The organism is Paraburkholderia sp. (assembly GCF_034668105.1).
GTDB lineage: Bacteria > Pseudomonadota > Gammaproteobacteria > Burkholderiales > Burkholderiaceae > Paraburkholderia.
On sequence record NZ_JAXDPY010000705.1, the window covers coordinates 1 to 26,758 of the forward strand.

Annotated in this window: 16 protein-coding genes and 1 pseudogene; 6 read left to right on the forward strand and 11 right to left on the reverse strand. The window is 62.3% G+C overall.

Features of this window, described 5'->3' with window-relative positions; translation table 11 throughout:
* Both prpD and acnA read left to right on the forward strand, forming a co-directional pair.
* Window positions 1-927 (forward strand): 2-methylcitrate dehydratase (gene prpD, locus QOC89_RS31065; protein ID WP_323048544.1); only part of this gene is annotated, 927 nt, incomplete at its 5' end.
* Between the two features lie 40 nt (window positions 928-967).
* A complete protein-coding gene (acnA, locus tag QOC89_RS31070) occupies window positions 968-3,685 on the forward strand; it encodes an aconitate hydratase AcnA (RefSeq protein ID WP_323048545.1) in 2,718 nt (905 codons plus the stop codon).
* 103 nt (window positions 3,686-3,788) lie between these two features.
* Here acnA and QOC89_RS31075 read toward each other — a convergent pair whose 3' ends face one another.
* From QOC89_RS31075 to QOC89_RS31110, 8 genes are all read right to left on the reverse strand, one after another.
* On the reverse strand, window positions 3,789-5,060 hold the full coding sequence (locus QOC89_RS31075) for a hypothetical protein (RefSeq protein ID WP_323048546.1): 1,272 nt from the start codon (window positions 5,058-5,060) through the stop codon (window positions 3,789-3,791).
* Window positions 5,057-6,010 carry an Hpt domain-containing protein gene (locus QOC89_RS31080; RefSeq protein WP_323048547.1) on the reverse strand — a complete coding sequence of 318 codons (954 nt, stop codon included), beginning with the start codon at window positions 6,008-6,010 and terminating at the stop codon, window positions 5,057-5,059. Before QOC89_RS31080 ends, QOC89_RS31075 begins: the two co-directional genes overlap by 4 nt.
* A gap of 777 nt (window positions 6,011-6,787) precedes the next feature.
* Complete coding sequence (locus tag QOC89_RS31085) at window positions 6,788-7,423, reverse strand: response regulator transcription factor (protein WP_323048548.1); 636 nt, start codon at window positions 7,421-7,423, stop codon at window positions 6,788-6,790.
* 245 nt (window positions 7,424-7,668) lie between these two features.
* Window positions 7,669-8,724: an OmpA family protein gene (locus QOC89_RS31090; RefSeq protein WP_323048549.1), complete on the reverse strand. Its 1,056-nt coding sequence runs from the start codon at window positions 8,722-8,724 to the stop codon at window positions 7,669-7,671.
* 187 nt (window positions 8,725-8,911) lie between these two features.
* Complete coding sequence (locus tag QOC89_RS31095; protein ID WP_323048550.1) at window positions 8,912-9,751, reverse strand: ABC transporter permease; 840 nt, start codon at window positions 9,749-9,751, stop codon at window positions 8,912-8,914.
* 24 nt (window positions 9,752-9,775) lie between these two features.
* Window positions 9,776-11,053 (reverse strand): ABC transporter permease, encoded by a 1,278-nt coding sequence (locus tag QOC89_RS31100; protein WP_323048551.1) that lies wholly within the window; start codon window positions 11,051-11,053, stop codon window positions 9,776-9,778.
* Window positions 11,054-11,169: 116 nt separating this feature from the next.
* Entirely contained in the window at window positions 11,170-12,219 is a 1,050-nt protein-coding gene (locus QOC89_RS31105) for an ABC transporter substrate-binding protein (protein WP_323048552.1), read from the reverse strand.
* 168 nt (window positions 12,220-12,387) lie between these two features.
* Window positions 12,388-13,494, reverse strand: a complete 1,107-nt coding sequence (locus QOC89_RS31110; RefSeq protein WP_323048553.1) for an ABC transporter ATP-binding protein — start codon at window positions 13,492-13,494, stop codon at window positions 12,388-12,390.
* Between the two features lie 129 nt (window positions 13,495-13,623).
* On the opposite strand from QOC89_RS31110, the gene QOC89_RS31115 reads away from it, so the two are divergent.
* On the forward strand, window positions 13,624-15,165 hold the full coding sequence (locus tag QOC89_RS31115; RefSeq protein WP_323048554.1) for a PLP-dependent aminotransferase family protein: 1,542 nt from the start codon (window positions 13,624-13,626) through the stop codon (window positions 15,163-15,165).
* 12 nt (window positions 15,166-15,177) lie between these two features.
* Here QOC89_RS31115 and QOC89_RS31120 read toward each other — a convergent pair whose 3' ends face one another.
* Both QOC89_RS31120 and QOC89_RS31125 read right to left on the reverse strand, forming a co-directional pair.
* Window positions 15,178-18,981 carry a DUF748 domain-containing protein gene (locus QOC89_RS31120; protein WP_323048555.1) on the reverse strand — a complete coding sequence of 1,268 codons (3,804 nt, stop codon included), beginning with the start codon at window positions 18,979-18,981 and terminating at the stop codon, window positions 15,178-15,180.
* Between the two features lie 262 nt (window positions 18,982-19,243).
* On the reverse strand, window positions 19,244-20,665 hold the full coding sequence (locus tag QOC89_RS31125; protein WP_323048556.1) for a DUF1254 domain-containing protein: 1,422 nt from the start codon (window positions 20,663-20,665) through the stop codon (window positions 19,244-19,246).
* 294 nt (window positions 20,666-20,959) lie between these two features.
* Between QOC89_RS31125 and QOC89_RS31130 the strand changes: the two genes are divergently transcribed.
* From QOC89_RS31130 to QOC89_RS31140, 3 genes are all read left to right on the forward strand, one after another.
* Window positions 20,960-21,679: an FMN-binding negative transcriptional regulator gene (locus QOC89_RS31130; protein ID WP_323048557.1), complete on the forward strand. Its 720-nt coding sequence runs from the start codon at window positions 20,960-20,962 to the stop codon at window positions 21,677-21,679.
* A 138-nt stretch (window positions 21,680-21,817) separates the two neighbouring features.
* On the forward strand, window positions 21,818-24,364 hold the full coding sequence (locus tag QOC89_RS31135) for a heavy metal translocating P-type ATPase (protein ID WP_323048558.1): 2,547 nt from the start codon (window positions 21,818-21,820) through the stop codon (window positions 24,362-24,364).
* A gap of 195 nt (window positions 24,365-24,559) precedes the next feature.
* Window positions 24,560-26,533 carry a Cache 3/Cache 2 fusion domain-containing protein gene (locus tag QOC89_RS31140; RefSeq protein ID WP_323048559.1) on the forward strand — a complete coding sequence of 658 codons (1,974 nt, stop codon included), beginning with the start codon at window positions 24,560-24,562 and terminating at the stop codon, window positions 26,531-26,533.
* 4 nt (window positions 26,534-26,537) lie between these two features.
* Here the strand turns inward: QOC89_RS31140 and QOC89_RS31145 are convergent.
* Window positions 26,538-26,758 (reverse strand): annotated as a pseudogene (locus tag QOC89_RS31145) (glutathione S-transferase); the annotation flags it as partial.

Here is a 26,758-nt window from a genome sequence, read left to right on the forward strand (position 1 = left end):
AAAGTGGCCTCCACCGCGGTCGTCGCGCAGATGCTCGGCCTCACGCACGAGGAGGTGATCAACGCCGTCTCGCTCGCGTGGGTGGACGGCCAGTCGCTGCGCACCTACCGCCACTCGCCCAACACCGGCTCGCGCAAATCGTGGGCGGCCGGCGACGCCACCGCGCGCGCCGTGCGCCTGGCGCTGATCGCGAAGACCGGCGAGATGGGCTACCCGTCGGCGCTGACGGCGCGGACCTGGGGCTTCTACGACGTGCTGTTCAAGGGCCGCGAATTCACGTTCCAGCGCCCGTACGGCTCGTACGTGATGGAAAACGTGCTGTTCAAGATCTCGTTTCCGGCTGAATTCCACGCGCAAACGGCCGTGGAAGCGGCGATGACGCTGCACGCGCAACTTGAAAGCGCAGGCAAGCGCGTCGAAGACATCAGGAAGATCGCGATCCGCACCCATGAAGCCGCAATCCGCATCATCGACAAGAAAGGCCCCCTGAACAATCCGGCCGACCGTGATCACTGTATCCAGTACATGATTGCCGTGCCTCTGATCCACGGCCGCCTGACGGCCGCGGACTATGAAGATTCGATTGCGCAGGACGCGCGTATCGATGTGTTGCGCGCGAAGATGGAATGCGTCGAAGACGCGCAGTTCACGAAGGATTACCACGATCCGGAGAAGCGTTCGATCGCCAATGCACTGACGATCGAATTCAACGACGGGTCGACATTCGAAGAAGTCGTAGTCGAATACCCGATCGGTCATAAGCGTCGTCGCGAAGAGGGAATTCCGTTGCTGGTCGAGAAGTTCAAGACCAACCTCGCGCGCCGCTTTCCGGTCAGGCAACAACTGGCGATTCTCGACGTGTCGCTGGATCAGGCAAGGCTCGAAGCCATGCCGGTCAATGAATACGTCGATTTGTACGTCATCTAGTTAAGTACAGTAGTTCCGCGATCAAACCAAGGAAAACACCATGGCCCACAACCTCCACAAAACGCTCAAGGAATTCGACAGCGGTTCCGGCAAAGGCAAGTTCTACTCCCTGCCGCAACTCGGCAAGGCACTGAACATCAAGATCGACCGCCTGCCGGTTTCGATCCGTATCGTGCTGGAATCGGTGCTGCGTAACTACGACGGCAAGAAGATCGCCGAAGAACACATCACGCAACTCGCGAACTGGAAGCCGACCGCAGCGCGCGTCGACGAAATCCCGTTCGTGGTGTCGCGCGTCGTGCTGCAAGACTTTACCGGCGTGCCGCTGCTCGCCGACATCGCCGCAATGCGCGGTGTCGCGAAACACATGGGCAAGGATCCGAAGTCGATCGAACCGCTGGTCCCGGTCGATCTCGTGGTTGATCACTCGGTGCAGATCGATCACTTCCGCGAAAAGAACGCGCTCGACCTGAACATGAAACTGGAATTCCAGCGCAACAACGAGCGCTATCAGTTCATGAAGTGGGGCATGCAGGCATTCGACACGTTCAAGGTCGTGCCGCCGGGCGTCGGTATCGTTCACCAGGTCAACCTGGAATATCTCGCACGCGGCGTGCACAAGAAGGCCGAGGGCGCGGACACCGTGTACTACCCGGATTCGCTGGTCGGCACCGACAGCCACACCACGATGATCAACGGCATCGGCGTGGTGGGCTGGGGCGTGGGCGGTATCGAAGCGGAAGCCGGCATGCTCGGCCAGCCGGTGTACTTCCTGACGCCGGACGTGGTGGGCGTTGAACTGAAGGGCAAGCTACGCGAAGGCCTGACGGCGACCGACCTGGTCCTGACCGTGACGGAACTGCTGCGTAAGGAAAAGGTTGTCGGCAAGTTCGTCGAGTTCTTCGGCGAAGGCACGAAGTCGCTGTCGCTGCCGGATCGCGCAACGATCGGCAACATGGCGCCGGAATACGGCGCAACCATGGGCTTCTTCCCGGTCGACGAAAAAACCATCGACTACTTCAAGGGCACGGGCCGCACCGACGCAGAAATCTCCGCTTTCGAAAACTACTTCAAGGCGCAAGGTCTGTTCGGTATTCCGAAGGCTGGCCAGATCGACTACACCAAGGTCGTCACGCTGGATCTCGGCACGGTGACGCCGTCGCTGGCAGGTCCGAAGCGCCCGCAAGACCGTATCGAAATCGGTCATGTGAAGTCGACCTTCAGCGATCTGTTCTCGAAGCCGGTTGCAGAAAACGGCTTTGCGAAGAAGGCCGACGATCTCGACGCGCAATACACGACGAGCAACGGCGTCGACGTGAAGAACGGCGACATCCTGATCGCCGCGATCACGTCGTGCACGAACACGTCGAACCCGAGCGTGCTGCTGGCGGCTGGTCTGCTGGCGAAGAAGGCGGTCGAAGCCGGCCTGACGGTGGCTCCTCACATCAAGACCTCGCTGGCGCCGGGATCGCGCATCGTCACGGAATACCTGACGAAGACCGACTTGATGAAGTACCTCGACAAGCTCGGCTTCACGCTGGCCGCTTATGGTTGCACGACCTGTATCGGTAACGCGGGCGACCTGACGCCGGAACTGAACGAAGCGATCACGAAGAACGACATCGTCGCCGCAGCGGTTCTGTCCGGCAACCGTAACTTCGAAGCGCGTATTCACCCGAACATCCGCGCGAACTTCCTGGCCTCGCCGCCGCTGGTTGTGGCTTACGCGATCGCCGGCAACATCACGCGCGACCTGATGACCGAACCGGTCGGCAAGGGCAACGGCGGCAAGGACATCTACCTGGGCGACATTTGGCCGACCAGCGAAGAAGTCAACGAACTGCTCAAGTTCGCGCTGGACGCAGACGCGTTCCGCAAGAACTACTCGGCGCTGACCAAGAAGGGCGACCTGTGGAGCAAGATCGAAGGCGAAGAAGGTCAAGTCTATGACTGGCCGAAGTCGACCTACATCGCTGAGCCGCCGTTCTTCGGCAAGGACTTCTCGATGACGCCGGCGGACAGCATCCCCGCTGTCAAGAACGCACGCGCACTGGGCATCTTCGGTGACTCGGTCACGACCGACCACATCAGCCCGGCTGGCTCGATCAAGGAAGACTCGCCGGCAGGCAAGTGGCTGAAGGCAAACGGCGTGCAGAAGGCCGACTTCAACAGCTACGGCTCGCGCCGCGGCAACCACGATGTGATGATGCGCGGCACGTTCGCCAACGTCCGGATCAAGAACCTGATGATTCCGGCAAAGGCAGACGGCACGCGTGTGGAAGGCGGCCTGACGATTCATCAGCCGAGCGGCGAGCAAGAGTCGATCTATGACGCAGCGATGAAGTACATCGACGCGGGTACGCCGACTGTCGTGTTCGCGGGTGAAGAGTACGGTACGGGTTCGTCGCGTGACTGGGCGGCCAAGGGTACGCAACTGCTGGGCGTGAAGGCTGTGGTTGCGCGTAGCTTTGAGCGGATTCACCGTTCGAACCTGGTCGGCATGGGCGTGCTGCCGCTGCAATTCAAGGGCTCGGATAGCGTGCAATCGCTCGGTATTACTGGCGAAGAAACGTTTGACGTCGAAGGCCTCGGCAACGACTTCAAGCCGCAGCAGGAAGTGACGCTGGTGATTCGCGGTAAGGACGGTAAGGAGAAGCGCGTGCAGGTTCTGCTGCGTATCGACACGCCGATCGAAGTCGACTACTACAAGCACGGCGGGATTCTGCCGTTCGTGTTGCGTTCGCTGCTGGCTGCTTAAGTTATTCGCTTACGCATGCAGTGACTGCGAGCTGTTTTGCAGGGGCTGCGTCCTGTGGAGGACGCAGCCGATTTTTGAAGCCCGGCTTTGGCCGGGCTTTTTTTTATTTCTGCGGGGCGCCTGAGCCTGCCCGGAAGGCGTCGGGGTTGTCGGTAATCCGGCGTTGAGTCATGCGGGCGTTCCAGTCGCTGTCTCCCGATACTGGCACGGTGGCGCGCGTGGTGACATGTGCACGCTGTTGGGCGGCCCAGTTGAGCAAGGCGGCCTGGTCGATCGTGTCGGTTTTTTCGGCTGACGAACGGGCGGTCCATTCGGGCTGCTTCGACACGGACGGTAGCGCGGCCGGGCGAACCGCGCGGCTCAATGCGAGCCGCTGGTCGACATGTGCCTCGGTCATGCGCGCGACGGCGACTTTGCGATCTGCCTTCGCCGGACGGCTCAGCATGGCCTCGCGGGTAGATGCTTGCGTGGTTGGCTGCGGCGCGGCGTGCTGCGATAGCTGCGTGCGCGGGCTTCGACGGGCGCCCACGTGCGACGTGTCGTTGTTCTTGGTGTAGCTCTTCGGCGATGCTGTTGGTAGTGCATAGCTCGCGCCGGGACGCGCCGGCGCGACATCCGCCGCTGCATAGCTCGTGACCGAACTTGCCGGCGCCACGGCTGCCGCAACCGGTCTTGCCACTGAACGCGCGGGCGCTGCGGCAGTTGCCGCCGCATAGTTCGGTGCCGAGTTTGCGCGTGCGGTCGCTGCCACAGCGGAGCTCGGCGCAGATGCGGCCGATACCCTGCTCGCGTCCAAAGGCTGACTCTGCGCAACCGTCTGCGTGTCCTTACCTGCGGACCGAGTCAACTTGCCCTGTTCTTGCACATGATCGCCAGATGCGCTGTTGACCTCCGGCGCAGCCGGCCGCGTCACGGCCAGCGTTATCGCCTTCTCTGCGTCTCGCGTCGTACATGTTGCCAGTAACCAGGCCAGCGCAATGCTGCAACCCAGGAAGATCGTCGCCCCAATTAGGTAATCCGAGCGCGATGAACGCGGACGAGTCTTGCCCATCTCAAGGTAGCGCTTCGCTTCAGCCATCTCCACATCAAAACGATGGGGATCCGAGCGTTGCCGCGGTGCCTTGTAGAACAGAATGTGCTTCACGCCCGGAGGAAATGGGCTTTGGCGCGGCGGCTGCTCTTTGCGTTGCACCGCGGCCTGGATCGCCTGCTGCGCTTCGGTTTGGGCTGCCGGTTGGGGGGCGCGTTGCGCTGTATCTTGTGCTGCAGCCTGCGCCGCGCGTCGTCGCGAGCCGAAAGGCGGCGGCAGGCCATCAAATGGCCGCGGCTTCGGGAACGCCAGATCGCCTTCGATCAAGGCCTGCGGTCGGTTCATCGTATGGTGCTCCGGTGGGGGTCGACCGCCGTGTCAAATTGCGCGACCAAGGTCCTGGTGCGCTCCACGAGCGCGTCAATCGCAACCGTCTCGTATTCCTGCGGGGTGGTGCTCGCGCGCTGCAGCGCTTCCATCAGGCTACGCGCACCGACGAGACCTACGGCTCCGCTCAATCTGTGCAACACGCGGCTCAACCCTTCGCTGTCGCGCTCGTGACTCAATCCGCTCAGGCGCTTCAGGTCGTCGTCCATCGAATGGCGCCAGCCGCCCAGAAAGGTGTGGAGATCGATACCCTCTTCAGACAGCGCCTCAAGATAGCGGCGCTCGAAGGGTTCAGATGCGGCACTCGCGACAGCTTCCTGCGACTGCGCGGCAACGGCGAACAAGGGCGCCTGCGTGTGAGGTGCAGGTTCTGCGGACGGCCCCCATTGATCAACGGTGAACGGCGCACTGAAGCTCGCGCGAGTGCTGGAATCTGAGCTGCTTGCGATGGAAAGCTCGCCTTGCATACGCTGCGCAAGGATCTGGCAAAGTGGCAAGCATGCATCAGCGTCGCCAAGCCGCTCGCCTACGAACGATTCATCAACGTCAGGCCCGAAGAGTTGCAGTTGTGCGGCATGTGCGGATTTTTCTCCGGCATCCGTCACGCTGATAACAATTCGCTGCGAGCCGGAATTCGACGGCTCCGCCCGCACGACGAGTGCAATCTCTCCATGCGTGCGGGCCCGCACCGTGCGGTTTAGCAGATGGAAGAAAATCTGACCGAGCCGCACGCTATCAGCGAGAAGCCGCTCAGCAACCGTTTGATCGACGCTCGAGCTCAAGCGCACGCCTCGCTGAGCCGCAAAAGGAGACGCCAGCGCAATGACGCCGTCGACGAGTCCGCGCAGATTCGTCGCGCTTTCGTCAAGAACGAAGGCGCGCGACGCCAGCGGCGAAACATCCAGCAAGTCGTGAAGCGATTGACCCCATGTGCGCACCGCGGATCGAATCACCGGAATCCGCGCGCGTTGAGCCGACGGCGTGGCCGCCGTTTCGAGCGATTCAAGCAGCCCCGCCACCGCGGTCAATGGCGCTTCCACATAGACGCGCATCGCGCCGAGCAACAAGAGCCGCTCCTGCTTCGCGGCGGCACTCACCTCAGCGGATGCTGCGACGCGTGCGGCCTGCTCCCGCACTTCGGCTGCATCGCATCGGCGCGTCCATTCGTTCTCAGCGTGGTGCAGTTTCTCTGTAGCGCGCCTCAGCGCAGCGCGAGATAAGCACGCGCCGGCCAGCGCAACGACTGCTGGGGCTGCAAGCGCCAACAGCCAGGTTTGCCGCTCGATCGCGGCATCACGTGCGCCTGTCGCCAGTCCGCCAAACGCATTGCGGTTATCACCAGAAGCAAGCGCAACAGATGCGCTAGTAGCGGTCTCCCCGCGCGAATGAGGATTGTGAGCCGACCGCCCGAGTTGCCCCACTGCGTCGCGCGCAGTCGGCACTGGGGCAGCATGCGATTCCTCAGCGCGCAGCGCACGCGGTGTACCGTCGACTAATGGCGCCCCGTTGGCGCGCATGGAGAGCATGCACAGCAGTGCAAACGCGAAGAGACAGCCCAATAGCGTCGCGAAACGGATTGAAGTCAGTCCCGCGCTGCTGCAGAAACTGTGAGATGAGCGCAGCGCACGACGACGCGCACCCGCTGAAGAACCAAGCAGGCTCATTTTATTCATAGCCCGCCACACTCAGTCGATTAACCGATGCAACGTGGCGAACTCAATGAGCGCGGCCAATGACGACAGCCCAAGCTTTTCCTGGATGCGGCTTTTGTATGTGCTCACGGTCTTGTCGCTCATAAACAGTGCGTCGCCTATCGCCTTGTTCGACATGCCTGTCGACAGCATCTGCAAAATCACGAGTTCCTTATCGGACAATAGTGTGAGTCTGTCCTCTTCATTTGCCAAGTTGGCGCCACGCCCAATACCGGTACCGTTAGCTGTTACGGGAAACACAGTGTAGCCAGCCAGTACAGCTTCGACACCGCGCATGATTTCCTTCATTTCCTGCGACTTTGCGACAAAACCGTGGACACCCGAGCGCATTGCCCGCGGCGCGAAGGTGGCCGGATCCTGCCCGGACAGCACCAGCACGCGCATCGACGGATGTGCCAGCTTGAGACGCGGAATGACATCAAGCCCGCTGATGCGTGGAATGTCGAGATCGAGGATCGCTAGTTTCGGTGTGTGTTGTCGAGCCATTTCTACAGCGGTTTGGCCGTTGTCGGCTTCGATCACTTCTTCAACTCCAAGCAGTTGCATGAGTTGCATCTTCATGACCAGCCGAAATGCGGGGTGATCGTCGACAACCAGAATAGTAGACATTTATAACATTCCTCATGAAATTATTCCCTTGCCATGCTGGCGCTCACCACGGGTAAGCCATGAAAGCCGCATCTAGCGAGAAGAATGCGTGCAGCGTCCCCGCCTCGCGACGTGAGACTGCAGGGGATCAGGTTAAGGGGCTCGTAGACGAGCGGTGATACAACGCGGGCTAGTCAAAAAGATCGGCCGGCCGCACGACGTCGGCATTCGTTCACGCCGACGGTCATTCTTGACGCGCCGGTACGCTAGGAAGCCCCGGCCACGAATTCGATCTCGACCCGGCGATTTGGCGCAAGACATTGCACCAGATCGTGGCGCTTCGTTTGCTGACAGGTAACCAGTTGATTGGTACTGCCTTGACCCTGTGCCGTTATCGGCAAGGTGATGCCATGACTGCTCAAATACTGCTGGACCGTCCGCGCACGCTGCAAAGACAGGCTTTGATTGTATGCATCGCTGCCGAGGCGGTCGGCGTAGCCGGTGATCTTCAACTCGCGTATCGCGGAAACCTTCTTAAGACCCGTCACGACGTTGTCGAGATGTTGCTTGCCGGCCGGCAGGATCGCCGCTTCGTCGCCGCCGTTGAAGCGGAATAGGGAGTCGGCCCGCAGCGTTATTTTTCTCGGTGCTTGTGCCGTAGGCGCCGGCGCGTGCTTTGCCTGCGCGCATTGCAGCGCCGTTTCCGCCGATTTCCGCAAGTTATCCTGAACCTCCGGCACGCGCTTTTCGGCGTTCGAAAAACTCCGCGTCCATGCATCATGTCCAGCTTGCGTCAATTCGACTTCGGCACACGCAAGGGGCTGTTGCGCCTCAGGACATTCGGCGATGGCGGGGTCGGCCTTGATAGCGTTGACGATCTTCCACAGATCAGGGCGCACCGTCGACACGGTTCGCAAAACCGGATTAGCCGCAGACAACGGTGTGCTATTTTCAAGGCCCATCGTGATCATCGCGGCCTGGCCGATCGCTTCCTCGACGAAGCCCCATTGGTCGTTGGCCTGAGAGGCCTGTTGGCCAGCGTCTAACCAGCATTGAGCCTTCGCGTGGAAATAGCTGTTTCTGTCGCCCGGTGCTTGATCGAGCCGTTGTTGCAACGATGTCAGCGCGGTGCGCCTGCTGACGATCGGCGCGTAAGTGTCGATCCATTGCCCGTTGACCGCGCCTGCGGCCTCGTTCTGCGAGGCGCCCACGCCGGTTTTCAGCACGGTGGCATCTTCGATGCCGAGCCGCTCACGGGCGGCATGGTCCGCGCAACCTGACAAAGCCAGGGCACATGCAAGGACCGTTAACTGGAATTTCATTGGATTTCTGCGTCGAACGCATCTTCTTTAAGATGGTTCCGAGTATGAAGAGACGCAGCTAGAGGGGGAATGGGAAGATTCTTAGATTGACGTCAGAAAGTTGGGACTTTTGGGAAGATCACCTCAAACGCATAAAAAGTCCGCATCGGAGAAGGCCGGGACGGCTGTCGCCGATACGGCTTGCCACTCACACCTTCACCGCCCGCGCCGCATTGCGCCCCCGCAGCCATTCCAGCGCCAACAGCAAGCAAGTCGAAAACACAATCAAAATCGTCGCCAGCGCCGCGATCGTCGGGCTGATGTTCTCGCGGATACCGGTGAACATCTGCCGCGGCAGGGTCGTCTGATCCGCACCTGCCAGGAACAGCGTCACCACCACCTCATCAAACGAAGTCGCAAACGCGAACAACGCCCCCGAGATCACACCCGGCGCAATCACCGGCAACGTAATCCGGAAAAACGTCTTCACCGGATTCGCACCCAGCGACAAGCTGGCACGCACCAGGTTGTAATTGAAGCCCTGCAACGTCGCGGCCACCGTCGTCACGACAAACGGCACACCTAGCGACGCATGCGCCAGAATCAGCCCGATATACGTATTCGCCAGCCCCAGCGGCGCAAAGAACAGATACATACCCACACCGACCACCACCACCGGCACGATCATCGGCGAAATCAGGATTGCCATCAGCAGCGCCTTACCGCGGAAGTTCGCCTTGGTCAGCCCGATTGCGGCCAACGTGCCGAGCACGGTCGCGACCACCGTCGCCGACGGCGCCACGATAAAGCTGTTCTTCGCGGCCATGCGCCATTCATCGGATGCGATCAGGTTTTGATACCAACGCAGCGACCAGCCCGGAATCGGATACACCAGAAACGTGCTCGATGAAAATGACAGCGGCACAATCGCCAGCACGGGCAAAATCAGATACAGCAGCGTCAGCAGCGCCAGCGCGCGCAGCGCGAAGTACCACACACGTTCAACCCATGACGTATGCGGCGCGAACAAGGGCTTGGCAAGTTTCATCGCGAGTAAGCTCCGTTCAGGCCATCAGCCAAGGCTGAGTGACGAACGCGTGAAGCGCCCGTAGATGACATACAGCACGAGCGTGGCGGCGAGCAGCAGACCGCCGAGCGCGCACGCCATACCCCAATTGATTGTGACGTTGGTGAAGTACGCAACGTAGTAGCTGACCATCTGATCGCCGGGTCCGCCGAGCAGTGCCGGTGTGATGTAGTAGCCGATCGCCAGAATGAACACGAGCAGCGCGCCCGCACCGATGCCCGGATACGTCTGCGGCACATACACACGCCAGAACGCGGCGAACGGATGGCTGCCCAGTGAAATCGCGGCGCGCTGATATGTCGGCGGGATCGACTTCATCACGCTGTACAACGGCAGAATCATGAACGGCAGCAAAATGTGCGTCATTGAGATGTACACGCCGGTGCGGTTGAACAGCAACGCCAGCGGGTCATGCAACAGCCCGCTCGCAATCAACGCCTTGTTCACCAGCCCCTCGCTTTGCAGAATCACAATCCACGCCGCGACGCGCACGAGGATCGACGTCCAGAACGGAATCAGCACGAGAATCATCACCAGATTCGCGCGACGATCGGACAGCGTCGAAATCCAGTACGCAAGCGGATAACCGAGCAGCAACGTGAAAAACGTCACGACCGCGCCGATCACAAATGTGCGGCTAAACACAGCGAGATAGATCTGTTGGTCTGGATCGGTCGGAATAATGTGACCGAACGCGTCCTGCTTGTGGTCCAACGAAGCCAGCAGATAGAACGGCGAATACACGCCTGAATTCCTGGCAATCGCCTGCCAATAGGTGATGTCGTTCCAGCGCTCGTCGAGTTCGACGAACTTCGCATGAACCTGGGCGGGCGCGAGCGCTAAAGGCTTGTTGTTGTCGTCGACGAACGGCATCGCGCGAGCGGACTTCGCGACGAGGGATCGGTAGCCCGGAATTTCGACGTTCAAGCGGCGCGCCAGCGCACCCATGCCGTCGCTATCGGCGACTGCGGCGAGGTCTACTGCCAATGCGGCATACGCCGCGTCCGGAGGCAGCGTCTTGCGATCCCAATCGCGCAATGCATGCAGCGTATGCGGCAACGCGCTCACAACTTCCGGATTCTGCGCGGCGCGCGTCAACAACGCACCGATTGGCACGACGAAAATCAGTAACAGAAAAATGGCGAGCGGTGCGATCAGCAACAGCGCCATTGCGCGTTTTTTCGCTTCCGCGGCCTTCAGTTCCCGCTTGAGCCGAACACTCGACTCGGGCGTCGAATCGGCAGCGATCGTCATCGTAGTCACGTCCGTCTCCATTGCGTCCCACCGCGCGTCCACATCATTCAAATGGACGCGCGTTGTCCTGCGTGACCACGGCACGGCTTCACCAACAAAAGCCGCGCCGCCTCATACGAACTCAATTACTTCGAAGCCCACGACGAAAACCGCTGCTCCAGCTCATCGCCATGGTCAGTCCAGAACGCGAGGTTCTGCAACACTGCGTTCTTGCCATTAGCCGGCGAGTTCGGCAGATTCGCGAGCGTCTTCGGATCGAGTGCCTTGATCGCCGCCACATTCACCGGACCGTACGCGATGTTATGCGCGTAGTCCTGCTGCGGCTTCGACGAAAGCGAATACGCGATGTACTTCTCAGCCAGCGCCTTATTCGGCGAGCCCTTCGGAATCGCCCAATAGTCGAGGTCGTAAATGCTGCCGTTCCATACGACCTTGAGATTCTTGCCTTCCTTCTGCGCGGCATCGATCCGGCCGTTGTACGCAGTGGACATCACTACGTCACCCGCAACGAGGAATTGCGGCGGCTGTGCGCCCGCTTCCCACCACTGGATATTCGGCTTCAGTTCGTCGAGCTTCTTGAATGCGCGGTCCTGGCCTTCTTTGGTGGCGAGTACCTTGTAGACGTCCTTCGGCGGCACGCCGTCGGCCATCAGCGCGAATTCCAGGTTGTAACGCGCGCCCTTGCGCATCGCACGCTTGCCGGGGAATTTCTTCACGTCCCAGAAGTCGGCCCAGCCCGTCGGCGCGGTTTTCAGCTTGTCCGCGTTATACGCAAGTGCCGTCGACCACACGAAGAAACCCACGCCGCAAGCTTGCGGTGCATCCGGAATCAGATCCGATTTCTTGGCGATCTTCGACCAGTCGAGCTTCTCGTACAGCCCTTCATCACAACCTCGGCCGATGTCGCCCGATTCGACTTCCACCACGTCCCAGTTCACATGCTTCGCTTCGACCATCGCCTTCACTTTGGCCTGCTCGCCGTTATATTCGACCGCGGTCACCTTGTTGTTGGTCTGCGTTTCGAACGGCTGGTTGAATGCGACCTTTTGCGCGTCGCCATTCGCGCCGCCGAAATTGACGACCGTCAGTTCAGCTGCATTGACCTGCGCGGCGCCCAGCGCAAGGGCGACAGCACCGACGGCGATGGCGCAGCGCGATTTCCCGATCTTGTTCATGGTGTCTTGCTCTCCTTTGGTGGTGTGCTTCCAACTTCAGCGAACTACGGTACGGCTTGTTATGTGCTGCTGACTCGACCTGCCTGAATTTGATCAACTACGTTGGACCCACTGCGCCGAACGATCCGCACTGAACGAATTCCGTCGATCGCTTCGCGCCAAACGCCTTCACGCCCCGGCAAAAACCCGCAGATGCTCGGGTGCGAACTCCAGTGCAACCGGCGCACCGGGCGTGAAGGTTTCGAGTGCACCGGTGCCCAGCGGCACCTTGACGAAGCACTCGTCCTGTTCCGGCAGCCCACAACGCATGCGTACGTGGTCGCCAAAATAGATCAGCCCGCGCGCTTCGCCGCTTAACGCATTGGCGCCCGGTCGTGACGCGCCATTCCCCAGGTTAGCGAGCTTCATGCGCTCAGGCCGGATGCATGCAACCGCCGGCGTGCCCGCCCGCGCGCCACCGATATTGCGTCCCGTGAGCCGCGTGCCGTCAATCAGATGAAACTCGCAGTACTCGCCATCGACGTTCGCAATCGTGCCGCGTAGCTTGTTGCTGTCACCGATGAAGTTGGCGACGAACTCGTTGCACGGCGATTCGTACAGACGGTCGACGGTATCGAGCTGCTGGACGATGCCTTTATCGAACACGGCGACGCGGTCGGACATGGTCAGCGCCTCGCCCTGATCGTGCGTCACATAGACGAACGTCACGCCGAGCTTCTCGTGCAATGATTTAAGTTCGTACTGCATATGCTCGCGCAACTGCTTGTCGAGTGCGCCGAGCGGCTCGTCCATCAGCACGAGCTTCGGCTCGAACACGAGCGCCCGCGCCAGTGCAATACGTTGCTGCTGCCCGCCGGAAAGCTGCGCCGGATAACGCTTCGCGAAGCTCTCCATGCGCACCATCTTCAGCGCATTATTCGTGCGATGAGCGCGCTCCTGCGGGGAGAGTTTGCGTACGGTGAGCGGATACGCGACGTTCTGCTCGACCGTCAAATGCGGAAATAAAGCGTAGTTCTGAAACACCATGCCGATGTTGCGCTTATGCGGCGGCACGGTATTGAGCAGCGTGCCGTCCAGCCAGATCTCGCCGCCGGTGGGAAATTCAAAACCCGCCAGCATCATCAGACACGTGGTTTTCCCTGATCCCGAGGGTCCGAGCAGCGTCAGGAATTCGCCTTGGTAGATATCCAGATCGAGCTGTTTGACGACCAGCGTTTCGCCGTCGTATGTCTTGCGCACACCTCGAAAGCTGACGATCACGTCATCGGTTTTCATCCCTTCGTCTCCTCTGCGGTTCGGCCGGCACCCCCTGCAAGACAGAGGGATAGCGTCAATTGCGTGGCTCACTATAGTCCCTTACGGTTCTACAATATGGAACCATTTCATTATTCCGGATAGAACCACTTGGACACCGTGATCTTGTCGGATTGGCTCGCCGCGCGGCTCGACCGCGCGGCCGCCGAACCGGTCTACAGACAGACGTTGCGGCTGATGCAGCAGGCCATCCTGACCGGTCAACTGCCGCCCGGCACCAAGCTGCCGAGTTCGCGCACGCTCGCCGAAGACCTCGGCATCGCGCGCAACACGGTGCTGCACGTGTACGATCAATTGACCGCCGAAGGCTACGTCATCTCGACCACCGGAAGCGGCACGTATGTCGCCGACACGCGGCCGGACACGGCGGCCGTGAATGGGCGCAAGAAGCCGGCGGTGGTGGATGTGGACGCGCACGAGGACGCGGCGCAGAGGACGCCGAAACGGGATCTCGGCGACCTCTCCACGCGCGGACGCCGGCTGATCGATCAGGCAGGCGTCTCCGCCAAACAGTGGGGGGCGTTCATGCCGGGCGTGCCCGACGTCGCCGAGTTTCCGGCGCGCACGTGGAGCCGCTTGCAGGCGAAGTTGTGGAAGGAAGCCAACCCCGACCTGCTGACTTACGCGCCCGGCGGCGGCTATCGACCACTGAGGCGCGCATTGTCCGACTACCTGCGCGTCGCGCGCTCGGTGAATTGCACGCCCGATCAGATCATTATCACGACGGGCATTCATCAGTCGATCGATCTGGCGGTGCGTTTATTGACCGACGTCGGCGATCGCGCATGGGTGGAAGAGCCGTGCTATTGGGGCGCGCGCAGCGTGCTGCAATCGTCTGGGATCACCTTGGTGCCCGTGCCTGTGGACGACGAGGGCCTCAACCCACGCGAACAGGATCTGCAACAGCCACCGCGATTGGCGCTCGTCACGCCGTCGCATCAATATCCGCTCGGCATGGTGATGAGTCTCGCGCGCCGCCGCACGCTGCTCGAATACGCGCGCCAGCACAACGTCTGGATTATCGAAGACGACTACGACAGCGAGTTCCGCTACGGCAGCCGTCCGCTAGCATCGTTGCAAGGACTCGACGACGCTGGCCAGGTGATCTACGTCGGCAGCCTGGGGAAGATGCTGTTTCCCGGTTTGCGGATCGGCTACATGATCGCGCCGGAGCATCTGGCGGATACGTTCCGCACCGGCGTGGCCGAGCTGTATCGCGAGGGACAATTGATGCAGCAAGCGGTGATGACCGACTTCATCATGGACGGCCATCTCACGTCGCACGTTCGCCGGATGCGTGCACTCTACGGCGAGCGCCGGCAGATTCTGATCGACGCGATCACCGCGCGTTTCGCCAACGAACTCCCGGTGATGGGCGACGAAGCCGGCCTGCATCTGGTGCTCGGCCTGCCAGATCATGCGAATGATCGCGCGGTAACCGCCGCGGCCTACGACGCCGGCGTGATCGTGCGGCCACTCGCCGCTTACTACAGCAGCGAGACGCCCGCGCGGCGCGGCCTCTTGCTGGGATACGCCTGCGTGGCGAACGAGAAAATCGGTCCGGCGTTCGACACGCTCGCCCGGGTAATCGAGCAGACGGCGTTGAAGAAAAGGCCTACGCGCGCCGCCTGATCGCCCACTGCCTCACTTCAGGCCGAAGTCCACCCGCGTCGTCGCGCCCTTGTCCTTGATTCCATCCGCATTCAACTTCGGTGCGACGATAAATACGCGGCTGCTGTCGATCTTGCCATCGAAATACTGCTGCACCGCCTGCGCCCGTTGCTGCGCGAGCTGACGCAAGCTGGCGTCGTCGATCGGGGCATTGGCGGCGAGCGCGCTCTTCATCTCGTCGTCAGGCAGGCTCTTGGTCAGGCCGACAAAATTGCGCGGCTTCTTGAAGTCGGCCGACGTGTAGGCCTTGGACAGGTACTTGTCGTATTCCTTCGGATCAACGCTCACCGTCGACAGATCGACACTCTCGCCGTTGCCCACCACGTCTTTAATCTTCTGCTGCTTGACCTGGCGCTCAACGTACTGCGTACGCAAACCGGGTTCGTCGACAGCCGGATCGACACGGCCGATCAGGTCGATACGGATCGACGATTTGTCAGCCAGCGCCTTCACGATCGTGTCGAGCTTCTTATCGGCGGCATCCGAGAGTTGCGCTGAACCCGGCTCGAATTCGACGTAACCCAATTCCTCGCCGTTGCCGCCGAATGCGTTGGCGATCAGCGAGAACGGCGCGGTCACCGCCTTCTGCAAGAGATTGAGCACGGCATGCCAGATCAAGCCGCCGATGCTGAACTCCGGATTTGACAACGAGCCCGACACCGGCAGATTCACATCGATTTCGCCGCGTGAATTTTTCAGGAGCGAGATTGCGAGCCGCACGGGCAGCTTGGTAGCCGTGTCGTTCTCGACGTGATCGCCGAACGTGAGCTGGTCGATGAAAATATGATTGTTCGCGTTCAACTGATCGTTATCGAGCTTGTAGTGCAGATCGACGTTCAGCTTGCCCTTGGTGATCGGATAGCCGGCGTATTTCGCCGAATACGGCGTGAGATTGGTGAGCTCGATATCGTGCGCGCTCGCAGTCAGATCGAGCGCCGGTTTCGCGATCAGCGGATTGACCGTGCCGCGAATCGACAGCGGACCATTGGCGGCCAGCTTCGCGGCGATGTCGACAGGCGCGGAGGTGGTCGATTGCGTGCCGAACGCGCCGACCGTGCCTTGAATTCCGACCAGGTTCGCCGTGAAGTTCGGCTTGATGAAGTTGTCGCTGTACGTCACGCGGCCCTGCTGCAGCACCACTTGACCGAAGTGCAGTTTGACGGGGCTTTGCGGCGGCGTAGCGGCGGTCACCGTGGCCGGCGTCGCAGAAGATGCGGGAACCGGGGCGGACGCCACCACCGGCGCAGAGGCGGCCTCTGGCGTCAACGGCACCGGCTCGTGGCCGCTCTTGTCGCGTGTCAGCGATTGCGCGGCGCCGCTTTCATGCGCGACCACGTCCTTGAGATTCAGCTTGCCTTGCGCGTCGAGCAGCACACGCCCATAGAACTTGGTGAAGGTGACGCGGCCCGCGTCGACCACCGTGCCGTGCTCGTCGTAGTCCGCCTTCAGATTCGTCAGCGCGAGTGAGCCCCAACCGGCGAACGGGTCGGATGTCGCCTTGTCGAGCATGCGTACGTCGACGAGCGCCACGTCGCCGCGATACGTCGCCTTGAGCGCTTTCGCCTGGCTCAGCGTGAGGTCGCCGCTCGCATTGAGCAACGCGCTCGCGATCAACGCATTCAGCTTGCCGCCGAAGTACGGTTCGAACGCTGCCGCATCCAGACGGTCCGCGTTCACCTTGACGGCCACCTTGAGCGGTGTGGCCGTGACATCGCCTTTTACGCCGAGCGTGCCTTTCTTGTTGAGCGTGGCTTGCAGATCGATCGGCAGCGGCTTGCTCAGATCGTCGCTGATCTGCTGCACCTTCAGTTGCAGCGGCGTCACGCTCAGCTTCACCGGCCGCGGCGTGGTGTTGTCGGTGAAGTTGGCACTCGCGTCTTTCAGGTTGAGTTCGCCGATTTTGTAATGCCACACGGGACCTTCGGCTTGCGCCTTTTTCACCGCATGGATCGCCGTGCGCTGCTGCGCGGCCTGATGCGGACCGGCGAGCGCGGCGAGATCGATACTGCCGTCTTTCAGACGCTGCGCGTTGACCACCAGGCCAGTCGTGTCGACGCCGCTGATGTCGGCAGTGCGTCCCGCGACGTCCACCTGCTTGACCGTCACCGTGCCTTGCGCGAGCGAGACCACCGGGGTGGTGTCGCCGCGTGCCGCGAGTTTGAGCGACTGCAGATCGAGTTGCGTGTCGGTGACCATCACCGCGGCCGGGGACTTCGACCAGTTCGCGCCGATGTTCGCGTTGGCGGACAGCGCGCCGTCCACCACCTGCGCGGCCGTTGCGGTGTCGAGATACGGTTGCAGCAGCGGCAACTTCAACGACTTCAGATCGAGCTTCGCACTGGCCGTCTTCGCGACAAGGCCGAACGCGCCCGCCGCGCCGAGCGAACCGCCCGCATCCTTGAAGTCGGTGTTCAGCGTGTAGTGCGCGGGCGCCGTGGCGAGCGTCGAGAAATCGGTCAGCGTGACAGCCAGTTTTTGCAGGCCAAGGTCGACCGGCCGCGAGGCGGCTTCATCGTGAACGTTCACGGTGCCGTCGTTGAGCGCGAAACGTTTGATCGACAGGTCCAGAGGCTGCGCGGTCTTGTCCGGGGCGCTCGCACCGGATGCGGCGACGGGTGCGCTGGCGGCGTTTTGAGCCGTAGTGGCCGCAGAAGCAGAAGCAGAAGCAGACGCGGATGCCGACGCCGAGGTGGAAGCCTTCTGAGCAGGCGCGGGCGCGAACATCTTCTCGACACTCAACACGCCATCTCTATCCCGCGCAAGATTGGCGCTTGGCGCGTCGATGCGAATATCGTCGAAGTGATACAGGCTCTTCAACGGCTCGAGCGTCGCGGCCGCCACATGCACCGCGCGCGCCGCGAAGAACGGCGCCTTGCCTTGGTCGCGCACGTCCACGTCGTTCAAATCGACCGTGCCCGCCACGCGCAACGAAGGGGCGTCATGGGAGACCACGAAGTTGAGCTTGAGATCGGTGGATAGCTTGCCGCTCTGCACGATCACGGGCAGCTTAGTCGGCACATAGGACATCAGACGCGGCACGTCGAGCCCGTCGAAACGCAACGACACTTCCGACTCGCGCGAGGCTGCGAACGGCTTGGTCTTGCCGTCGATAGCGAGCGGACTACCGTCAATGCGCGCGCGCAAAAGCGGCTCGACGAAGATGTCGGTTTTCGAAGGCAGCGTGGCGATGAAAGGAATGCCAAGCTTCCATTGATCGAGCACGTGGGTTGCGCCGAGCAGCTTGTCGTCGAGCGTGATCTGGCCGTTTTCGAGGCGGATGTTCGACACCGAAAAGAGCGTCGGCTTGCTATCGGGCTTGGCCGGCTGCTTCGAAAATTTCTCGATCAGATCGGTGAAATTGAAGCGCTGCGCGTCGTAGCGCACGATATGAAAACGCGGCGAATCGAGTTGTACTTCGTCGATAATGGGCGCGGCGCGAAACAGCGAACTCCACGAGGGCTTCACGATAAGCCGCGAAATATCGACAAAATCGCCCGCGCCGCCGCGCTCGCCGATGTGCACGCGATCGGCTTCGAATCTCAGCGTGTACGGATTTAGCGCAATGCGGCCTATCGTGGCGGGCCGGTCGAGTTGCTTGCTGAGCTGCTGCTCGGCGAAGTGGCGAATCAACGGCGGCGCCGCGAAAAAGCCCAGCAGACCGAACAATACGAGAAAGATCAGCAGACCGGTGATGACACGCCGGGTACGGCGTGACTGCGCGACGTCGCGCACGGTCTGCATGGAAGAGGCGAATGATGCTTTATTGAGGCTTGCCATGCTCGGTCTTGGGTAATGCGGCGGCAAGCCCGCCGCGAAACGAAAATCCCGCAAGCGGCAGTATAAGTGGTGAATCTTCCGCGGCATAGAAATGTAAGCCGGGGCTTACACATTGTTGCGCGTTAGAGCACCGCATGTCCGCCGGCACGAAGCGGCGGACACGGGGCTGAGTTGTGCTGAGTCATGCGTTACTCATGCATTGCTGTCACAACAGTGACGCATATCACTGTTGCGCACCGCGGATGCACATCATCGGCGCACTTCATTGCCGAACGACCGCCGGCGGTTGCCAGCTGCCGTCGGTAGCTTGCGGCTTCGGCGCGTACAACCGCAGCATCAGTTGCAGATCGGCGCGCGGCGCCGGCAACCAGTTGCCGCTCTTGCCGCGCGCCGACGACACCATGACGTCGAGCGACCCGTCGCGATTGCGGCGCGCACCGTTGCGATCGCCGACCGCCAGACGCGCCGGCGCGCTTTCTCCTAACGCGCCGTCCTTCGTGTAAGCGGTGATCGACCAGAAGCCGCGCACCGGCGGCAACTGATTCGGCGCGAAGTGGATCACATAGCGGTTCGCGCCGTTGAGCGCATGGCCGTCGCTGTCCCGGGTGACAATCGCGCGCACTTCATCTTCTTTCGTGCCGATGCCCGGTGTGTTCGCTGCGGCGTAAGCGCGCATTGCGTAGTCCGGGCCGTAGTTGCCCACGCCGTCGCCGAACCAGCTCCAGCCGTTGCCGCTCAGCATATTGGACGGCGGCGTGACGACGCGCTCGTGACCGTCGGCGAGACCCGCGGCGATCGCTTCCGGCGCGCTCGGCAGCTTCACCGGATCGCCAGGCGGCACGCCCAGGTCGGAGAGGATTTTCAGCGCATGCGGATCTGCCGGTGTTGGCGGATTGTCAGGCAACGCCTGCGCGAGTTTGCTGAAGAAGCTGTTCGCGTCGAGCGCGGCGACTTGCGCCGGCGGCGTGCCGGAAGCGGCTGCGGCTGCGGCATCGGCGGCATTGCTGCGGGGCGGCGTGATCGACGCCACGCGCGTGTCGCCGGCATAGACGCTCAACGGCGCGACGCGGATGGCGCGCTGCAGCTTGCGCACCGCCGTCAGGTCGCGGGTACCGTTCGACTGGATACGCACACTCACCCAGGCGTTCCGGGTCGGCACGTCGACGCGCTTCGCGCCTTTGGGCAGATCGCCCTGCCAGCCCGGACCGACGAAGGCAATCGTCTGCGCCTTGATACCCGCTGCGCGGGTGGCAAACTGCGAGCTGGTCGACCACACCACGTTGGTCCACATGTCGAGGACCCGGGCGTCCACGTAGCGGCCATGCGAGTCGGGCAACGACACGATCACCGGCTCGCTGCCGACGTCCAGCCAGCCGGTCGAGTCGAGCGTGTCGAGACTCGGCCGCGGCGGATTGGCTGCGCCGATTGGCGGCAAGGCCTGCGCGTTGCGCAGCGTATTGACCGGCGCCTGGCCCGGAGCGGTGCCGACCGCCGCGTCGCGCGCGACGCCCATTAGCACCAGCGGATAGCCGAACACATATGAATCGGCGACTTCGTCCTTGATCCAGCCAGTGGATCTGTGCGTCGTGGATGGAGTCGACGCACAGCCAGCCAGAAATGCGAGGCCTGCGAGCGATGCGCAGGTCCAGTGAAGCGAAAACGGTTCTTGGCGGTTTTTTATCATTCGTTCAGGTGGCGGAACGTGCGGTCCTAAGGGAAACGTCGGTGCGCAGCGAAACCTGTTTGCGTGGCCTCCCTAAGCCGAGCGCAGCCGGTCCGCGGCTTGCGATGCCGACAACATCGGGTTGTATCGTATCCTTGCTTACCAGGCAAGCGCAAAGGCAGCAATAGGGCGTTGTAGTGCGCGCGCGGACACTGTTGACAATCAGCTTGACGATTCTTGTCACTTCGGCGCTGGTTCTTGCCTTGCTGGCCGCCCTGTCGATCACTCGCCGATTCTTTGTCTCCGGAGTGCTTTATGTATATGCCTGCCCATTTTGAAGAGAACCGTCCAGAGGTTCTCCATCGCCTGATTGCCGAGCAGCCGTTCGGCACGCTGATTACCCACGGGCCGAATGGGCTCGATGCGAATCATTTGCCGTTTGAGTTCGACGCGAAGCCAATTCCCGCAAGCGACGACGCGCAGCGCGCCTCCGGCGCCGACCTGGCGCTCGCGTCGGCAGGAAACGACGCGCCCGCGCATTCCCACGGTGTGCTCCGCGCCCACGTCGCCCGCGCCAACCCGGTCTGGCAGGAAATCGCCGCCAACCCGGAAACCCTCGTCATTTTCCAGGGGCCGGCCGCCTATATCTCGCCGACCTGGTATCCGAGCAAGCACGCGACACATCGTCAGGTGCCGACTTACAACTACATGGTCGTGCATGCGCATGGCCGGATCGTCGTGCGCGACGACGAGGCGTTCTTGCGCGGCCTCGTCGCGCGGCTCACCCGCAAAATGGAAGCAGGCGAAGCGGTGCCGTGGAAAATGGGCGACGCGCCGGCCGACTATATCGCCCAGATGCTTGGCGCGATCGTCGGCCTCGAGATCGAGATCACGCGACTGGTCGGCAAGTGGAAACTCGGCCAGAACAAGGAAGCCACCGACCGGCGCGGTGCGGCCGAAACGCTGCTGGCGCGCGCCAGCGACGAACAGAAGGCGGTGGGTCAGGCCATGCTGGACGCGCCGCCCGCGTTCTGAGCCTGGTTTCGACCGGCGTTTTCTGTGACCGGTGGCAGCGCTTGAGCTCGCCGCAAAAACATCCTTGACCTTCCCATTATGGGAAGGTCAATACTGGACTCACGATGCGGCCCGATGCCGCTATGAGCCCTGCTGATCATGACCGAACTTGCCTCCCCACTGCGTCCCGCGGACGCCACGTCCTCCAGAACCACCGAACTCGACATCGGCGGAATGACCTGCGCCTCGTGCGCGATGCGCGTGGAGAAGGCGCTGGCCAAAGTGCCGGGGGTCACGCGCGCGTCGGTGAATCTCGCCACGGAAAAGGCCAGCATTGACAGCGACGCCGCCGTCGACCCCGACACGCTCGCCAGCGCCGTACGCAAAGCGGGCTACGAGGCGACGCCCGCCGCCCTTCCAGATGTCACATCAGCACAAGCGCCGCAGGTCAAGGAACTGGCGATTGGCGGCATGACTTGCGCGTCGTGCGCAACGCGCGTCGAGAAGGCGCTCGCGAAGGTGCCGGGCGTCGCCGGCGTGTCGGTGAATCTGGCGACCGAAACGGCAACCGTCAATTTCAGCGAGGCGGCCTCGGACGCAAATAGCGATGCCGATGCCGACACACTGATCGCAGCGGTCAAGAAAGCCGGCTACGAAGCAACATTGATTTTGCCGCCTGAGGCGTCCGCGTCGGCCGACAATGCCCCCGCTGCCAACACCGCCGACAGCAAACGCACCCAAACCCGCCGCGAACTGGCGGCCGTACTCGCCTCCGCCGTGCTGACGCTGCCGCTCGTCCTGCCGATGGTCGGCGAATGGTTCGGCATACACGCGATGCTTTCCCCGTGGCTGCAATTCGCCCTAGCCTCGATCGTGCAGTTCGTGTTCGGCGCGCGCTTCTATCGCGCGGCCTATCGCGCGGTGCGGGCCGGCGCCGGGAATATGGACTTGCTGGTGGCGCTCGGCACGTCGGCGGCTTATGGGATCAGCGTCTACGAGTTGGCCACCCATCCGGGCGACATGACGCATCTGTATTTCGAAGCGTCGGCGGTGGTGATTACGCTGGTGCGTTTCGGCAAATGGCTCGAGGCGCGCGCCAAGCGCCAGACCACGGATGCGATCCGCGCGCTGAACGCGCTGCGCCCCGATCGCGCGCGAATCAGCGTCGGCGCGGAGGAACGCGAAGTACCGCTCGCGCAAGTGCGGGTCGGCACGGTGGTGATCGTGCGCCCCGGCGAACGCGTGCCGGTCGATGGCGCGGTGCTCGAAGGCCGCACCCATATCGACGAATCGCTGATCACCGGCGAAAGCCTGCCGGTGCCGAAACAGGCAACCGATCCGGTCACCGCCGGTTCGATCAACGGCGAAGGCGCGATTGCGGTGACGACCACCGCGATCGGTGCGGAAACCACACTCGCGCGCATCATCCGTCTGGTGGAAAGCGCGCAGGCCGAGAAGGCGCCGATCCAGCGTTTGGTCGACCGGGTCAGCGCGATCTTCGTGCCGGCGATCCTGGCGATTGCGGCGCTGACGCTGGTGGGCTGGCTGATTGCCGGCGCCGGCGGTGAAGCGTCGATTCTGAATGCGGTCGCCGTGCTGGTGATCGCCTGCCCGTGCGCACTTGGACTGGCGACGCCCGCAGCCATCATGGCCGGCACCGGTGTCGCCGCGCGGCACGGTGTGCTGATCAAGGACGCCGAGGCGCTGGAAACCGCGCATCGGGTCAATATTGTCGCGTTCGACAAAACCGGCACGCTGACGATCGGGCAACCGTCGGTGACGGCGTTCGAGGCGATCGGCGATATGGGACGCGATGAGGCATTGGCACTCGCCGCAGCCGTGCAGCGGCATAGCGATCATCCGTTGGCGCGGGCGGTAGTGAAGGCGTACGACGAAGTGAAGCTCGCGGCCAAGTCGCCGATTACAACACTCGCAACAAGCGCCGCACGCGCAGTACCAGGACGCGGCGTGGAAGCCGACATCGACGGCCGGACGCTGGCGCTCGGCAGCACGCGCTGGCTCAACGAACTCGATATCCCGTTGCCACCGCAACTCGCCGAGCGAGCAAAACAGCTCGAAGCCGCCGGCAACACCGTCTCCTGGCTGATGCAGCGCGCGCCGCTTGCACCGGTCGCACTCGCCCTGATCGCTTTCGGCGACACCGTCAAACCGAACGCCCGCGCGGCCGTCGAGCGGCTCGCCCAAATGGGCGTCAAAAGCGTGCTCGTCACCGGCGACAACCACGGCAGCGCGGCGAGCGTCGCCAAGGCACTCGGCATCGACGAATTCCACGCCGAAGTTCTGCCTGACGACAAAGCCCGCGTGATCCGCGACCTGAAAATTCGCAGCGCCGGCATCGTCGCGATGGTGGGCGACGGCATCAACGACGCCCCCGCGCTCGCTGCCGCCGACATCGGCATTGCGATGGCAACCGGCACCGACGTCGCGATGCAGGCGGCCGGCATCACGCTCATGCGCGGCGATCCCGCGCTGGTGGCGGACGCCATCGATATTTCGCGCCGGACCTGGCGCAAGATCCAGCAGAACCTGTTCTGGGCGTTCGTCTACAACCTGGTCGGCATCCCGCTGGCCGCCTTCGGTTTGCTGAACCCGATGCTGGCCGGCGCGGCGATGGCGTTTTCGAGCGTCAGCGTCGTCACCAATGCGCTGCTGCTGCGCACCTGGCGCGGGGCGTCGGCGCGTTGATGCGCTGACGACCTTTCGCTGGTGCCTTGGCGTGCTGAAAACGTTGACGCGTTGACGGGCAATACACCTCGATATATTACGCAGGGCTTTCGAAAACGCTAAAGATATGGGCGAATCGGCCGTAATCCTGATCTGGGTGTCAACCATGCATTCGCATGGTTTGCGCGCCACATGTCTTTCTTTACGCCGAGCACAATGGAATTTCTCTCTTTGCGGCGCGCCAGCGTCGGCGCCCGGCTTGCCGTGCTGTCTTGCGTGCTGGTGGCCTTGATTTTCGCCGCCTTCACGTTGGCGCTCACCCGCGCCGCCGGCAAGCAGGTCAGCAATCAGGTGCTCGAACGCATCGCCGATAAAGACCGCTCGATCGCCGAGATGATCGCGCTGTTCGACAAGGCGCTCTCGGCCGAGGTCGATCGCTCGATGTCGCTGTTCGCGAGCTTCCTGCCCACGGGCTACACGCTCGACGAAACCCAGAAAGTCGACATCAACGGCGTTGCGACCCCGGCCATCAAGGCCGGCGACAAAGTCCTGAACATGGACTTTTCGATTCCCGACCAGTTTCTCGAACGCAGCGGCGCGGTGGCCACCGTGTTCGCGCGCAGCGGCGACGATTTCGTGCGCGTGACGACGTCGCTGAAAAAACAGGACGGCTCACGCGCCATCGGCACGCTGCTCGACCGCACGTCGCCAGCGTACCGGCAGATCCTTGCGAGCCAGTACTATACGGGACTCGCAGTGCTCTTCGGCAAACGGTTGATCACGCAATATCGGCCGATTACCGACGCAAGCGGTCGCGTGATCGGCGCGCTGTTCGTGGGCGTGAATGTGGACAAGGAGATCCAGTCGGTCGAGGACGGCATCAGCAAGCTGAAAATCGGCGACAGCGGCTACTACTTCGTGGTCGACGCGTCGAAAGGCACTAATCGCGGCAAGCTGATCGTGCATCCGGCCGCCGCCGCTCAAAACGCGGGCAACACGAACGCGCCGTATCAGCAAATGCTCGACATGAAGGAAGGCCAGTTGGAATTCAGTTCCGCCGACGCGACGCTCGGTGAGCACGACGCGCGCGACAAATTCGTCTCGTTCATCACGGTGCCGGAATGGCAATGGCTGGTCGGCGGTGTCGCGCCGCGCGACGAGGTGATGGCGGACGTCGTCAGGACGCGCAATGAATTCCTGCTGATCGGTTTCGCGCTGGTCGGCGCATTCGCGATCGTGTTCCTGATCGCCGTGCGCCGTCTCGTGAGCCGTCCGCTCGATGAAGCCGCGAAGGCGTCCGAGCGCTTTGCCTCAGGCGATCTGAGCGTGCGCGTGGCGAATGGCGCGAATGCGCGCGGCGACGAAATCGGCCGCCTGATGCAAGCGATCGACGGCATCGGCGAAGGCCTCGCGCGCATTGTTTCGCAAGTGCGCAATGCGTCGGCGGATATGTCGGAAGGCACCGAAAAGATCGCCACCGGCAGTGGCAACATCGCCGCGCGGATTGCCACGCAGGCGAGCAGCCTCGAGGAAACGGCGGCCAGCATGGAACAGATCACGTCGACCGTGCAGCAGAACGCCGACCATGCCACGCAAGCCAATACGCTTGTCACGAAAGCCGCGGACGCCGCACTCGAAGGCGGCCGCACCGTCGAGCGCGTGGTCTCGACGATGGGCGAGATCAGCCGCTCGTCGCAGAAGATCGCCGAGATCACCAGTGTGATCGAAGGCATCGCGTTCCAGACCAATATCCTTGCGCTGAACGCTGCCGTCGAAGCGGCGCGCGCCGGCGAGCACGGCAAGGGCTTTGCGGTGGTGGCGTCGGAAGTGCGCGCGCTCGCGCAGCGCAGCGCCGCTTCGGTGAAGGAGATCGAAGGCCTGATCGCCGCCTCCACGGCGACCGTTCAGAGCGGTTTCCGGATCGCTGAAGAAGCCAGCTCGACGATGCAAGGCATCGTTCAGCAAGTCGACCAGGTCCGCGCGATCATGGCGGAGATCAGCACTGCGTCGCGCGAGCAATCGGGCGGCATCGAACAGGTCAACCTTGCCGTCACGCAGATTGGCGAGGCAACCCAGCAGAACGCGACGATCGTCGGCGAGGCCGAACTCGCGGCGGCCGAACTGCGCAATCAGGCTGCGCGGCTAGCGCAGGTAGTGAGTGTGTTCAAGCTGGCGGCGCGACGGGATTAAGCGGTCAAAACTCCACGTCCAGTTCGTCGATCTCCTCCACTTCCTGCTGCGCGTCCGCGATCCACTGCTGCATTTCAGGCAGCGCCATGATGCGCTGCCCGTAGTCGACAATCTCCGGATCCAGCTTGACGTCGTAGGTAACGAAACGCGTCACCACCGGCGCGTACATCGCATCCGCCGCGCTGCGTTCGCCGAACAGAAACGGGCCGCCATACTGCTTCAGGC